Source organism: Rhizobium sp. TRM95796 (assembly GCF_025779995.1).
Taxonomy (GTDB): domain Bacteria; phylum Pseudomonadota; class Alphaproteobacteria; order Rhizobiales; family Rhizobiaceae; genus Rhizobium_E.
Genome location: NZ_JAOXHE010000005.1, coordinates 145,123 through 158,178, shown reverse-complemented (window position 1 = coordinate 158,178; position 13,056 = coordinate 145,123). Strand labels below are relative to the sequence as shown.

Here is a 13,056-nt window from a genome sequence, read left to right as displayed (position 1 = left end):
ACCGCCGGATAGCTGGAAAAGGAGACTGCGCATGAAGGTTCTGCTGATCGGTTCGGGCGGGCGCGAACACGCTTTGGCGTGGAAGCTGGCGCAATCTCCGCTTCTCGACAAACTCTATGCCGCGCCCGGCAATCCCGGCGTCGCCGATCACGCCGAACTGGTCGACCTCGATGTCGACGATCACCAAGCGGTCACCGCCTTCTGCAAGAGCAGCGCGATCGACTTCATCGTGTTCGGGCCGGAAGCGCCGCTGGTGGCAGGCTTGAGCGACATGCTGCGCGCGGAAGGCTTTCTCTGCTTCGGCCCCTCTCAGGCGGCGGCGCAGCTCGAAGGCTCCAAGGGTTTCACCAAGGATATCTGCGCCCGCTTCAGTATTCCGACTGGCGCCTATCAGCGCTTCAACAATGCGCCGAAGGCCAAGGCCTATGTGCGCGCCCAGGGCGCGCCGATCGTCGTCAAGGCCGACGGCCTCGCCGCCGGCAAAGGCGTGACGGTGGCGATGACCGTCGAGGAAGCCTGCGCAGCCATCGACGATTGCTTCGAAGGCGCATTCGGCGCAGCCGGCGCCGAAGTGGTGGTCGAGGCGTTTCTCGACGGCGAGGAAGCGAGCTTCTTTGCGCTGTCGGACGGCAAGACGGCGCTGGCGCTGGCCTCCGCCCAGGACCACAAACGCGTCGGCGACGGCGACGCCGGCCCCAATACCGGCGGCATGGGCGCCTATTCCCCTGCCCCGGTCATGACGCCGGAGCTCGTCGAACGCACGATGAAGGAGATCATCGAGCCGACCATGCGCGGCATGGCGGAGATGGGGCATCCGTTCAGCGGCGTGTTCTTCGCCGGCCTGATGATCACCGACAAGGGTCCGGAGCTGATCGAATACAATGTCCGCTTCGGCGATCCCGAATGCCAGGTGCTGATGATGCGGATGAAATCCGATCTGCTTCCGCTTCTGCTGGCGGCCGCCAAAGGCGAACTCGACAGCGCCCATGTCGAATGGCGCGACGAGACGGCGCTGACGGTCGTGATGGCCTCCAAGGGCTATCCCGGCTCCTATGAAAAGGGCACGGCTATCGAGGCGCTGCCGGAGGATGCGGCGGACCTGCATGTCTTCCACGCCGGCACGGCATTGAAGGACGGGCGTCTCGTGGCCACCGGCGGGCGGGTGCTCAACGTCACAGCGCTGGGCGACAGCGTGTCGGAGGCGCAGGGCAAGGCCTATCGCGCCATCGACGAAGTCCGTTGGGACAACGGATTCTGCCGCCGCGACATCGGCTGGCGCGCCGTCGCGCGCGAGGGAAAGTAACGATCTCTTAACCAGCGTTGCTGACCGGACTTTAAGAGATTTTTCATATGCTCCCGGAAATTGGTTTTCGGGAGCCCGTTATGCGTCTGGCCATCATCGCCGCACTCGCCGCCGTATCCGCTCCGGCTCTCGCCGGGTCGATCGACGTGAAGTCGACGGATCGCACCAATCGCAGCGTCGAGTTCATTCGCTGCGACGTCTGCGACTCCGAAGCCGACGCGGAACAAAAGGCCGAGGCGACCGGACCTGTTCTCAAGCCCGGCGAGCAGAAGATCGAGATCCGCACGGTCAACGGCCAGAAGATGATCTATCGCACCGAAGCGTGGATGGGCGGATCACCCGTGGTGATGGTGAGCAAAGTTCCGGCGAGCCTCGACGCCGCCGTGGCCGATACAGAGCCCGCTCCCGCCGAGACGCCGACCATCGATCGCGACGCCACGACGTCGGCGGTCAGCGCCGGCATGCAGGAAATGCCGCCGGCAATCGGAGAAACCAAGGCCGCGGAGCCGGCCTTCGATCCCGGCGCGCTGCAATTGCGGCTGCCCTGATCAATCCAGCGACAGGCGCGCCGCCAGCCGGTCGATGTCGACCGGCGCAAAGACCTCGACGCCATGGGCCGACAATAACGCTGCGGTGACGCCCCGCCCGGCGTGACGTCCACCCGAAAACCGGCCGTCATAGATGTTGAGCGAACCACAGGACGGACTGCCGTCGATCAGCAGCGCATAACGACAGCGTTCCGCGCGGGCCATGGCGAGGGCTCGGCGCGCCCCCTCCACGAACATCTCCGTCACGTCTGCGCCGTCGATATCGATCACTCTGCCCTCACCCGCGAGCACCGCGTCTCCCGTCGCTTCGTCAGCGATCTCAGCGGGAGGGCGCGGCGTCTGGAATCCGCCCGCCAGTTCCGGACAGAAGGACACGAGACGGCCTTGGCTTCGCCACCGGTCGATCAGCGGATGGGCGAGCGGCTTTCCCTTGCCGTCGTAACGGACCGGCGCGCCGAGAAGGCAGGCGCTGATCAGGATCTTATCCATTGCCGCGCCTGAGATGCTCGTCGAGCCTCGGCATGATCTCCACGAAGTTGCACGGCATATGGCGGTAGTCGAGCTGCAGTTTGAGAATGCCGTCCCAGGCGTCCTTGCAAGCGCCGGGCGAGCCCGGCAGCACGAAAATGAAGGTGGCGTTGGCGACGCCGCCGGTGGCGCGGGACTGGATGGTCGAGGTGCCGATCTTGTCGTAGGAGATGCGGTGGAAGACCTCCGAGAAGCCGTCCATGCGCTTCTCGAACAGCGGCTCCAGCGCCTCCGGCGTCACGTCGCGGCCGGTGAAGCCGGTGCCGCCCGTGGTGATGACCACATCGACGCGCCCATCGAGCGTCCAGGCTTTCACCTGGTCAAAAATCGCCTGCTTGTCGTCGGGGACGATGGAGCGGGCCTCGAGCCGATGTCCAGCCGCCTCGATGCGCGCCGCCAGCGTGTCTCCGGAACGATCGTCGGCGAGACTGCGGGTGTCGGAAACGGTCAGAACGGCGATGCCGACCGGCACGAAAGGCCTGGTGTCGTCGATGCGAGACATGTCAGAATTCTCCCGTGGATGCGCAAGCCTGCCAATACCAGTCTGGTCGCTCCGCCTCAAGCGCGCGGGCCGCGGCCGATAGTCTCTCTCGATCGGGATAGAGCGCAAAACAGGTGGCGCCGGAGCCGGACATCCGGGCGAGAAGCGGTGCTGTTGACGTCAACAGCGCCATGGCCTCTGCAATCTCCGGGGCTAGATGTTCGGCCGGCGGCTGGAGATCGTTGCGGGCAGCCTGGAGCGCGGTGATCCAGTCGGAGAACCCTGCTTCTTCGCCGGGAAGGCTGAGAGTGGGGTTGGTCTTGTTCGTCAAACGCTTGAAGATCGCCGGCGTCGACACCTCCACCAGGGGGTTGACGAGCAGCATATCAAGAGCGGGAAACCGCGCCAGAAGCGTGATGTCCTCGCCGACGCCGCGCGCGACCAGCGGCCGGCTCTCCACGCACATCGGCACATCCGCGCCGAGCGGCAGCCCGAGATCCCGCAGCTCCTCCATGCCGAAACCGAGGCTCCACAGACTGTTCAGGCCGCGCAAGACGGCCGCGGCGTCGGCCGAGCCGCCGCCGATGCCCGAGGCGATCGGCAGGTTCTTTTCGAGATGGATATGGACGGGACCGGCGTCGCGGCCGATGGCGGCCGCCTTCGACCGCAGCGCGTCGCGCGCCCTGAGCGCCAGATTGCCGGGATCATCGGCAGACAAAGCCGGCCCGAAACGGCCGGACAGGCTGAACCGGTCCCGTTCGGCGGACGCGATGGTCAAGCGGTCGCCGGCGCTCGCGAAGACCACCAGCGAATCGAGCAGATGATAACCGTCGGCGCGCTGGCCGGTGACATGCAGCGCGAGGTTGATTTTCGCGGGCGCGAATTCTTCGATCATGACGGGACCTCGGGCGCTTGCGCGCCTCATGCAAAAAGGCCGCCTCTGCGGCGGCCCTCCTCATTCACTTCGCCGCAGGCAGCTTCAACACCTGGCCGGGCTTCAGAGCGCCTGGCCTGCGCTTCAAATCCGGATTGAGATCGAGGATCTCGCGGAAACGATCGCCGTCGCCGAGACGGTCGCGGGCGATGGTCCAGAGGCTGTCGCCGTCGACGACCGTATGCGTGGCTTCAGCGGCCCCTGGCATGGCGGCGGGCTCGGTGACGGCCGGGGTCGCGACCGGTGTCGCGGCAGGCTTTTCTTCCGCCTTGGGCGCGACGGCAGGCTGGGCGGGAACGGGCTCGGCCGACGGCGCGTCGGCGGCAGGAGCCTGTTTGGCCGGCTCGCTCGCCTCGGCTTCGGCAGCCTTCTTTTCGACCGCCGTCACCGATTTGGTCGTTTCCGCGCTGGCCTGGACCGGCGGCAGGCCATCGCGAATCTTCTTTTCGATCTTGGGGATCAAGTCCGCGTCGGGCTTGAGTTCGAGCGCGGTCTTCCACTGGAAAATAGCTTCGAGCTTGCGGCCGACCTGCCAATAGGCGTCGCCGAGATGGTCGTTGATGGTGGCGTCGGAGGCGCGCAGATCGGTCGCTCGCTCGAGTTCCGACACCGCGTCGTCATAACGGCCGAGGCGATAATAGGCCCAACCGAGCGAATCGACAATATAGCCGTCGTCCGGACGCAGATCGACGGCCTTGCGGATCATCTCGAGGCCTTCCTCGAGGTTGATGTTCATATCGACCCAGGAATAGCCGAGATAGTTGAGCACCTGAGGCTGGTCCGGATAGAGCGCGAGCGCTTTGCGGAAATTCGGCTCGGCGATGTCCCACTTCTTCAGACGCTCATAGGCGATGCCGCGCTGGAAGAAAATCGACCAGTCGGTGCGCTTGGGGATGGGGCCGATGACTTCGACCGCCTTGTCGTAATTGGCGGCCATCTCGGCATATTCCTTGTTGTCGGACAACAGGCTGCCATAAGCGAGATAGGCGCGGGTGTCGCGCGGATCGGCGGCGATCGCCGCCTTCAGATGCTCGCGCGCTTCCTCGATCTTGCCGGTGCCGGCCAGATTGAGGCCGAGCTGGAGATCGGCGACGCGGCGAAGAATCGAATTTTCCGGCACTTTGCGATACCATTCGATCGCTTTTTCCGGCTTGTCGTTGGCTTCGGCGAGACCGCCGAGCAGAACGGCGGTGTCGGCATCCTCGGGCGACAGCGCATTCGCCGTCACCAGATAAAAGGTCACGATATCCTGAGCGCTCGCCCGGTCGGGCGCGCTCGACAGCGACTGGTTGAGAGCGCCGCCGACGGAGAACAGCACGGACGCCATGCCCTGGGTGGCGTCGGTGATCGCAAATTCCGGCTTCTCGCCGGCTTCGATCTTCTTGCGGAACGCCTGCAGCGGAATATAGCCGGGCGCAAAGGCTTCGCCGGCGGAAATGGCGTCGAGCGCCTTCTGGCGGTTGCCGGCCCGGGCTTCGAGCGTCGCCAATGCGATCACGCCGCGCATATAGGTATCGCTGGCCGCCGTGCCCTCTTCGCGATTGGCGACGGTTTCCGCGAGTTTCTTGCGCGCGGTCTCGATATCGCCCGAGGCTGCGGCGATCATGCCTGCCGTGTAATTGCGGAACACCGAAAACCATTCCGGGCCTTTGAGGCCATTAGCTGAGGCGATGGCCTCCTTGGTCTTACCCTCGCCGAACTGCCCCCAGGCCACGATCAGCGAATTGATCATGCGGTCGAGCTCGTTTGGGCCTTCGTATTTCAGGAATTTATAGGCCTCGGTATAGTCCTTCTTGCGGATGGCGTCGATGCCGCGGGCGATCTTGGCGATGCGTTCGACAGCCGGATCATCCTTGAGTTTAACCGCCTCGGCGACGCCCTCGTCGAAGTCGCCGTTCATGAACAAGCAGATCATCAGCCGTTCGCGAACTTCGAGGTTGGACGGATCGAATTTCAGCGCCGTGCGATAGAGCTTGATCGCGCTTTCGTAATCATAATCGCCATCGGCGGTGCGTCCGGCGAGAAACGCTCCGGAAAACGTGTCGACGCTCGAAATATCGAACTTGACCTCGGGGGCCGCCGCGTCCGGCTTGGCGGCTTCGACGGCGAGGACCGGCGTCGACAGACTAAGAAGCAGCCCAAGAGCCGTGCCGAACTTCAACCGACCGATGTTCAAGAATGCCATTCGACAGCCTTTCATTGATGCGCTCCGCGCATTCCGCCTTGCGCATGTGGCGACGCCGGCAGCGGCATGCAAGCCGACGACGCAAATCATGAGCGTCCTTAAGACCACAATTCGCCGACCCTCACAAGAGATCCGGATAGGCGCTCCGATTCCGGCGATACACGGCGAAACGGGCTTTTAGTTGACGCGCGCGATGCAAAATTCGATCACGTCGATCAACGCCGATTTGAGCGGCGAAGCCGGCAATGCGGCGATCGCGTCATGCGCCATGGTGCCATAATGATTGGCCCGGGCGATTGTGTCGGACAGCGAGCCGTATTTGGTGATCAGGCCCATGGCGCGTTCGAGATTGTCCTCGGTCGACTCGCCGCCCTCGATGGCGTTTCGCCAGAAGGCGCGCTCGTCTTCCGAGCCGCGACGCCAGGCGAGAATGACCGGCAGCGTGATCTTGCCTTCGCGGAAATCATCGCCGGTGTTCTTGCCGAGCTCGGCCGCCTTGCCGCCGTAATCCAGCGCATCGTCGACGAGCTGGAAGGCGAGACCCAGGTTCATGCCGTAGGAGCGCAGCGCGGCGCGATCGGCCTTGCTGGCGCCGGCAATGATGGGACCAACTTCAGCGGCGGCGGCAAACAGCGCCGCCGTCTTGGCGCGGATGACCTGGAGATAGTCGTCCTCGGTCGTTTCCATATTCTTGGCGACCGACAATTGCAGCACTTCGCCTTCGGCGATGACGGTGGCGGCGGTGGCCAGCACGTCGAGCGCATCGAGAGAACCCACTTCGACCATCATCTTGAAGGCCTGGCCGAGCAGGAAGTCGCCGACCAGCACGCTGGCCTGATTGCCCCAGAGGATTCGGGCCGTCTTGCGGCCGCGGCGCATGTCGCTTTCATCGACGACGTCGTCATGCAGCAGCGTCGCCGTATGCATGAATTCGACGCTCGCCGCGAGCTTGATATGGCCCTCGCCCTTGTAGCCGAACAGATTGGCCGCAGCCAGCGTCAGCATCGGGCGCAGGCGCTTGCCGCCCGAGGAGATAAGATGGTTGGCGACTTCCGGGATCATCTGGACGTCGGAACCAGCCTTCGACAAAATGAGTTGGTTCACGCGCTCCATGTCGCCCCTGGTCAGATCGACCAAAGGCTTGATGGAGGCCTGTTTGTTTTTGCTTTCATCAAGCGGTATGACCACGCCCAAGGAACCGGCTCCTGTTGAATTCTTTGGGCGGACCATAAAAACCAAGGGGCCGAGCGGCAAGAGGCGAATTGCCCCGGCGCCCATGAATTGACGAAATTTGACCCAGAGGGAGCGTGAAGTGATCGAAATCATGCGCAGCAACGACCCGGTGGCCATGTCCTACGCCGTGAGCCTGCTCGAGGACCGCGACATCGTCTGCTTCATTGCGGATCAGGGCATGAGCGTGCTCGAAGGTTCGATCGGCATTCTGCAACGGCGGCTGCTGGTGGAGGACGAGCGCATCGACGAGGCCCGACGGACGCTCCATGACGCCGGACTGGGCGGCGAACTCAGATGAATGTCGGTCTGCCGCAAACGCTGGAACGCGATGACGACAAGCCCGTCGTCGACACGATCGACGCGTTCCATTTCGGACGTTTCTTCCTCGTCCAGCCCAAAGGGCGCGGCCATCGCTCCGGCATGGACGCGATGCTGTTGGCCGCCATGGTGGATGCGGACGGTCCGATCGAACTCGCCGATCTCGGCGCCGGCGCGGGCGCCGCGGGTCTCGGCGTCGCGGCGAGACTTGAACAGGCGCGCGTGACGCTGGTCGAGAAATCCGCCGAGATGATCGCCTATGCGCAGAGGACGCTCGCGCTGCCGGACAATGCCGCCGTCGCGGCCCGGGCCCGGCTGATCGAGGCCGATGTGACTCTCAAGGGCCGCGAACGGGTGGCCGCCGGCCTGCCGGACGACATTTTCGACCATGTGATCATGAACCCGCCCTTCAACCATGCCGGCGACCGGCGCGCGCCGGATGGCCTGAAGGCGGAGGCGCATGTGCTGCAGGACGGGCTGTTCGACGCCTGGATCCGCACCGCCGGCGCCATCCTGAAGCCAGGAGGCCAGATGTCGCTGATCGCCAGGCCGGAATCGATCGCCGAGATCATGGACGCCTGCGGCAAGCGCTTCGGCGGGTTGGAATTCACGATGATCCATCCGCGACAGGGCGAAAGCGCCATCCGGCTGCTGGTGAGCGGCGTCAAGGGTTCGCGGGCGCGGCCAGTGTTTCGCGCGCCGATCTTCATGCATCCCGAGGGGTCGCACAGGTTCCTGCCCGAAGTGGACGACCTCAACAATGGCCGCGCAGCCTATCGCCGGCTGGCGCCGCGCCGCTAGGGCCTTCCAAAGGGGCTCGCGCGCTCCTATATCGGTCTCAACCACCGCACGCCAAGATCAGGAACAATCAATGGGTTTTCTCAGCCGTCTCATTCCCGCCCGCTTCCGCAAGAAAAAGGTCAAGATCCCCGTGGTGCGGTTGTCGGGCGTGATCCAGGCGGGCGGGAGCCAGTTCCGACCGGCACTCAATCTCGCCAATATCGAGGACCTGCTCGAAGAAGCCTTCGAGACCAAGAAGGCGCCGGCCGTGGCCATCGCCATCAATTCGCCCGGCGGATCGCCGGTGCAATCCCGGCAGATCTTCTACAAGATCCGGGCGCTCGCCGAGAAGCACGAGAAAAAGGTGCTGGTGTTCGTCGAGGATGTCGCGGCGTCCGGCGGTTATCTGATCGCGCTCGCCGGCGACGAGATCATCGCCGATCCGACCTCGATCGTCGGCTCCATCGGCGTGATCTCCGGCGGCTTCGGCTTCACGGAACTGATCAAGAAGGTCGGCGTCGAGCGCCGCATCTACACTGCGGGACAGAACAAGTCGGTGCTCGACCCGTTCCTGCCCGAGAAGGAAAGCGACGTCGCGCATCTGAAATCATTGCAGCTCGACGTGCACCGCGTGTTCATCGACATGGTGAAGGAGCGCCGCGCTGGCAAGCTGGCCGAAGACGACACGCTGTTCACCGGGCTGTTCTGGTCCGGCGAGAAGGGTTTGGCGCTCGGTCTCGTCGACGCGCTCGGCGACATGGAAACCGAGCTGCGTTTGCGCTATGGTGACGAGGTCGAGATCGAGCCTGTGGAGGCCTCGCGTGGATTTGTTGCCCGGATGATTTCGGGACGCTCCGCCACGCCGCGGCTGGGCGGAGAGATCGGCGCGGGCGCTGCGGAAGCGGCGATTTCGACGGCGGAGGAACGGCTCTGGTGGAGCCGATACGGACTTTAGGATTTCAAAGTGGGTTTATCGAAGATCGTCTTCGTCGTCGTGATCGGACTTGTAGGCTGGATGGTCTACAAGAAGTTCGTCGCCGACGCCTTGAAGCTCGCCAAGGCCAACGCCGCCAAGCGGCGCGAAGCGGAAACCGGCGCGATCGGCACGCTGGTCAAGGATCCGGTCACCGGCGAGTATCGCCTGCGCAAGGAAGAAGACCGCTAAGGCTCCTCGCGCCCTCGCGCAAGCCTCTGCCAATCCTGCCCCGCATAGGCGACGCAGATGATCTTGACGATGCGCGCGGCGTCATCGACGGTGAAGCAGATGACTGCGCGACGAGAAACCGGAAGAACGCGCAGACCCGGCATGACCTCCGACCGAGGGCTTCCGATATACGGATGAAGCCGCAGCATCGCCAGGGCTTGTTCAATTTGGCCAATCTTATCGTAAGCCGTCTGATATCCGGCGAAATTACCGATGAGATCGACGATCGCGGCGAGATCGAACTTGACGTCTTGGTGGCGGACGATGCGGTAGGTCACATCAGAGGCCTGCCTTAATCTTTTCTCGGGCTTGGCGTCTGAGATCTTGGAACATGGTGTCGGCCTCATCCACTGTAATCCATTGATCGTCCGGCAAGGACGCCCTGCGCCGGATCTCCTCCGCCATGGCTGTCACAGCGTCCGCCTCCCCTTCTGGCTCATCCACTTCCAGCATCAGGTCGCGTATCTGATCCTGCACGAGTTCCGAGATCGAGGCATAGTCGCCCCGGCTCACCAACCGTTCGGCAAACTCCAGCTGTTGCTCGGAAAGCTCGATCGAGATCTTCACATTCATGGCTGCCTCCGACTTTATATGCCGCGATCATAAGCCCCAATGACCTTGCGATCAATCGAAACGGCGTCTTGACAAGATCAGGCGCCATGCGAACATATAGGGAACATTATGAGGAGGACGTCATGCTCGACCATATCGGTTTTCCCGTCTCGGACTATCAACGTTCCCGCGCTTTCTACGATGCGATCATGCCCGCCATCGGCGCGAGCCGGATGATGGAGGTAACGGCTGAGATGACCGGCGGAGCGGCGCATGCCGGCTATGGCGTCGACAAGCCGGATTTCTGGATCAGCAGCGGCGGGCCGGTGACCGGCGTGCTGCATATCGCCTTCCAGGCCAAGGACCGCGCTGCGGTGCGCGCCTTCTATGATGCGGCGATGGCGGCAGGGGCCAGGGACAATGGCGCGCCGGGGCTGAGACCGCATTATCACGAGAATTACTACGGCGCTTTCGTGCTCGATCCCGACGGCCACAATATCGAGGCCGTGTGCCATCGGCCGGAGTGATGGCGGCGGGACGCCGGCGCTTGACGCGGCAAGGGCCTTGACCCTTCCCGCCCGCCATGGCACTCAGCCGCCAGCAATTGCCGAGGGTGTATGTCATGTCCGCGATCCCAGATCATATGAATCCCAAGCGCTCGTTTCAGGCGCTGATCCTGACCCTGCATAACTACTGGGCGGACAAGGGTTGCGCGGTTCTGCAGCCTTACGACATGGAAGTGGGCGCCGGCACGTTCCACCCGGCGACCACGCTGCGCGCGCTAGGCCCCAAGCCGTGGAAAGCCGCCTATGTGCAGCCGTCCCGCCGCCCCTCGGACGGGCGCTATGGCGAAAACCCCAACCGCCTGCAGCATTACTATCAGTATCAGGTGATCCTGAAGCCCAATCCGTCCAACCTGCAGGAGCTCTATCTCGGCTCGCTCGCGGCGATCGGCCTCGATCCGCTGCTGCATGACATCCGCTTCGTCGAAGACGACTGGGAAAGCCCGACGCTCGGCGCCTGGGGTCTCGGCTGGGAATGCTGGTGCGACGGCATGGAAGTCAGCCAGTTCACCTATTTCCAGCAGGTCTGCGGCATAGAATGTTCGCCGGTGGCGGGCGAGCTGACCTACGGTCTCGAACGTCTCGCCATGTATGTGCAGGGCGTCGACAATGTCTACGACCTCAACTTCAACGGCCGCGAGGGCGCCGAGAAGATCTCCTATGGCGATGTCTTCCTGCAGGCCGAGCAGGAATATTCGCGACACAATTTCGAATACGCCAATACCGAGATGCTGCATCGGCATTTCATCGACGCCGAGAAGGAATGCCAGGCTCTGCTGGCCGCCGGCGCGCCTGGCGATCAGGACGCTCAGCGCCTGCACAAATGCGTGCTGCCGGCCTATGACCAGTGCATCAAGGCGAGCCATGTGTTCAACCTGCTCGACGCGCGCGGCGTGATCTCAGTGACGGAGCGCCAGAGCTATATCCTGCGCGTGCGCACGCTGGCCAAGGCCTGCGGCGAAGCCTTCCTGCTGACCGACGCCGGTGGCGTCAACTGGACGGCGTGAGCCGTCCGCCGCCTGATCTATCGCATCCGGCCCTCGCCGTGAGATCGACGGGGCCGGCTCCCACGCACCGCCCGTATCGGATCGCCTGATGACGCTCGAGAAACTCACCATCGTCCCGACCTCCAAGCCGCTTACAGGCCGCGTGAGCCCTCCGGGCTCGAAGTCGATCACCAATCGTGCGCTGCTCGTCGCAGGCCTCGCCAAGGGCGTGAGCCGGCTGACGGGCGCGCTGAAAAGCGACGACACCCGATATATGGCCGAGGCGCTGCGCGCCATGGGCGTCACCGTCGATGAGCCGGACGCCACCACCTTCGTCGTCACCAGCGACGGCGTCTGGAAGGAACCTTCCGCCCCTCTCTTCCTGGGCAATGCCGGCACGGCGACGCGCTTCCTGACGGCGGCGGTCGCTTTGGCAAAGGGCCGTTTCGTGGTGGATGGCGACCAGCATATGCGCAAGCGGCCGATCCTGCCGCTGGTCGAAGCGCTGCGCTCGCTCGGCGTCCAGATCGAGGCGCCGACCGGCTGCCCGCCGGTGACCGTTGACGCGGAAGGACGTTTCGCCACCAATCGCGTCGTGATCGACGCCGGCCTTTCCAGCCAATATGTCTCGGCCCTCCTGATGGCCGCGCCGCTCGCCAGCGAACCTTTTGAGGTCGAACTCGCCGGCGCCGAGATCGGCGCGCGCGGCTATATCGACCTGACGCTGGCCTCAATGCGCGCTTTCGGCGCCGAGGTCGAGCAGACTTCGCCGGCCACCTGGCGCGTGCAGCCCACAGGTTACGTCGCCGCCGATTACCATATCGAGCCCGACGCTTCGGCCGCCACCTATCTCTGGGCGGCGGAAGCGCTCACCAGCGGCAAAATCGACATCGGCGTGGATGCCGGCGCTTTCACCCAGCCGGACGCCAAGGCTTATGAGGTCATCTCCGCCTTCCCGCATATCCCCGCCGTCATCGACGGTTCGCAGATGCAGGACGCGATCCCGACCATCGCCGTGCTCTCCGCCTTCAACGAAACGCCGGTGCGCTTCGTCGGCATCGCCAATCTGCGCGTCAAGGAGTGCGACCGCATTCGCGCGCTGTCATCGGGCCTCAACGCCATCCGTCCGGGACTGGCGACCGAAGAGGGCGACGACCTGATCGTGGCCTCGGACCCGAGCCTGATCGGCCAGCGCCTGCCGGCGGAGATCGACACTTTCGCGGATCACCGCATCGCCATGAGCTTTGCGCTTGCGGGCCTCAAGATCGACGGCGTCACCATTCTCGATCCGCTCTGCGTGGGCAAGACCTATCCGGATTACTGGAAGGCTCTGGGCGCGTTGGGCGTGGAGATCATCGAAGGCTGAAGAGCGTTGAGATTGCCGCTGCGAGGATGTCCGGGATACGTCAGCGCGGATCGGATCCGCTGATTGACAGACCGT

15 protein-coding genes and 1 pseudogene are annotated in these 13,056 nt (G+C 64.0%); 9 read left to right on the top strand and 7 right to left on the bottom strand.

Going from position 1 to position 13,056, the window contains the following annotated elements:
- The first annotated feature begins 31 nt into the window (after nt 1-31).
- Together purD and OCK01_RS12140 are read left to right on the top strand one after the other, a co-directional pair.
- The gene (gene purD / locus OCK01_RS12145) at nt 32-1,303 is read left to right on the top strand and encodes a phosphoribosylamine--glycine ligase (protein WP_263824130.1); all 1,272 of its coding nucleotides are present in this window, start codon (nt 32-34) and stop codon (nt 1,301-1,303) included.
- Between the two features lie 80 nt (nt 1,304-1,383).
- Complete coding sequence (locus tag OCK01_RS12140) at nt 1,384-1,851, top strand: plant virulence effector HPE1-like domain-containing protein (RefSeq protein ID WP_263824129.1); 468 nt, start codon at nt 1,384-1,386, stop codon at nt 1,849-1,851.
- Here OCK01_RS12140 and OCK01_RS12135 read toward each other — a convergent pair whose 3' ends face one another.
- From OCK01_RS12135 to OCK01_RS12115, 5 genes and pseudogenes are all read right to left on the bottom strand, one after another.
- Nucleotides 1,852-2,340 carry a DUF523 domain-containing protein gene (locus tag OCK01_RS12135; protein ID WP_263824128.1) on the bottom strand — a complete coding sequence of 163 codons (489 nt, stop codon included), beginning with the start codon at nt 2,338-2,340 and terminating at the stop codon, nt 1,852-1,854.
- Nucleotides 2,333-2,881 (bottom strand): molybdenum cofactor biosynthesis protein B, encoded by a 549-nt coding sequence (gene moaB / locus OCK01_RS12130; RefSeq protein WP_263824127.1) that lies wholly within the window; start codon nt 2,879-2,881, stop codon nt 2,333-2,335. The genes OCK01_RS12135 and moaB overlap by 8 nt, the downstream gene beginning before the upstream one ends.
- A 1-nt stretch (nt 2,882) precedes the next feature.
- Nucleotides 2,883-3,755 carry a 4-(cytidine 5'-diphospho)-2-C-methyl-D-erythritol kinase gene (locus OCK01_RS12125; RefSeq protein ID WP_263824126.1) on the bottom strand — a complete coding sequence of 291 codons (873 nt, stop codon included), beginning with the start codon at nt 3,753-3,755 and terminating at the stop codon, nt 2,883-2,885.
- A 364-nt stretch (nt 3,756-4,119) separates the two neighbouring features.
- Nucleotides 4,120-5,979 (bottom strand): annotated as a pseudogene (locus OCK01_RS12120) (tetratricopeptide repeat protein); the annotation flags it as partial.
- A 177-nt stretch (nt 5,980-6,156) separates the two neighbouring features.
- Entirely contained in the window at nt 6,157-7,173 is a 1,017-nt protein-coding gene (locus tag OCK01_RS12115; RefSeq protein WP_263824124.1) for a polyprenyl synthetase family protein, read from the bottom strand.
- Between the two features lie 130 nt (nt 7,174-7,303).
- Between OCK01_RS12115 and OCK01_RS12110 the strand changes: the two genes are divergently transcribed.
- From OCK01_RS12110 to OCK01_RS12095, 4 genes are all read left to right on the top strand, one after another.
- The gene (locus OCK01_RS12110) at nt 7,304-7,510 is read left to right on the top strand and encodes a DUF2007 domain-containing protein (protein ID WP_210275519.1); all 207 of its coding nucleotides are present in this window, start codon (nt 7,304-7,306) and stop codon (nt 7,508-7,510) included.
- Nucleotides 7,507-8,331 carry a tRNA1(Val) (adenine(37)-N6)-methyltransferase gene (locus OCK01_RS12105; protein WP_263824123.1) on the top strand — a complete coding sequence of 275 codons (825 nt, stop codon included), beginning with the start codon at nt 7,507-7,509 and terminating at the stop codon, nt 8,329-8,331. Before OCK01_RS12110 ends, OCK01_RS12105 begins: the two co-directional genes overlap by 4 nt.
- Nucleotides 8,332-8,401: 70 nt before the next feature.
- Nucleotides 8,402-9,265 (top strand): S49 family peptidase, encoded by an 864-nt coding sequence (locus tag OCK01_RS12100; RefSeq protein ID WP_263824122.1) that lies wholly within the window; start codon nt 8,402-8,404, stop codon nt 9,263-9,265.
- A gap of 9 nt (nt 9,266-9,274) precedes the next feature.
- Nucleotides 9,275-9,475, top strand: coding sequence for a hypothetical protein (locus OCK01_RS12095; protein ID WP_182829471.1), 201 nt, complete (start codon nt 9,275-9,277; stop codon nt 9,473-9,475).
- On the opposite strand, the gene OCK01_RS12090 is transcribed toward OCK01_RS12095, so the two are convergent.
- Entirely contained in the window at nt 9,472-9,792 is a 321-nt protein-coding gene (locus tag OCK01_RS12090; protein ID WP_263824121.1) for a type II toxin-antitoxin system RelE/ParE family toxin, read from the bottom strand. The genes OCK01_RS12095 and OCK01_RS12090 overlap by 4 nt on opposite strands.
- Before the next feature lies 1 nt (nt 9,793).
- Entirely contained in the window at nt 9,794-10,087 is a 294-nt protein-coding gene (locus tag OCK01_RS12085) for a type II toxin-antitoxin system ParD family antitoxin (protein WP_263824120.1), read from the bottom strand.
- A 122-nt stretch (nt 10,088-10,209) separates the two neighbouring features.
- Here OCK01_RS12085 and OCK01_RS12080 point away from each other — a divergent pair, with 122 nt between their 5' ends.
- The 3 genes from OCK01_RS12080 to OCK01_RS12070 all read left to right on the top strand — a co-directional run bounded on the left by OCK01_RS12080 (nt 10,210) and on the right by OCK01_RS12070 (nt 12,981).
- Nucleotides 10,210-10,593, top strand: coding sequence for a VOC family protein (locus OCK01_RS12080; protein WP_263824119.1), 384 nt, complete (start codon nt 10,210-10,212; stop codon nt 10,591-10,593).
- Nucleotides 10,594-10,688: 95 nt separating this feature from the next.
- Nucleotides 10,689-11,636: a glycine--tRNA ligase subunit alpha gene (locus OCK01_RS12075; RefSeq protein ID WP_263824118.1), complete on the top strand. Its 948-nt coding sequence runs from the start codon at nt 10,689-10,691 to the stop codon at nt 11,634-11,636.
- Nucleotides 11,637-11,724: 88 nt separating this feature from the next.
- Nucleotides 11,725-12,981, top strand: coding sequence for a 3-phosphoshikimate 1-carboxyvinyltransferase (locus tag OCK01_RS12070; protein ID WP_263824117.1), 1,257 nt, complete (start codon nt 11,725-11,727; stop codon nt 12,979-12,981).
- Nucleotides 12,982-13,056: the final 75 nt, after the last annotated feature.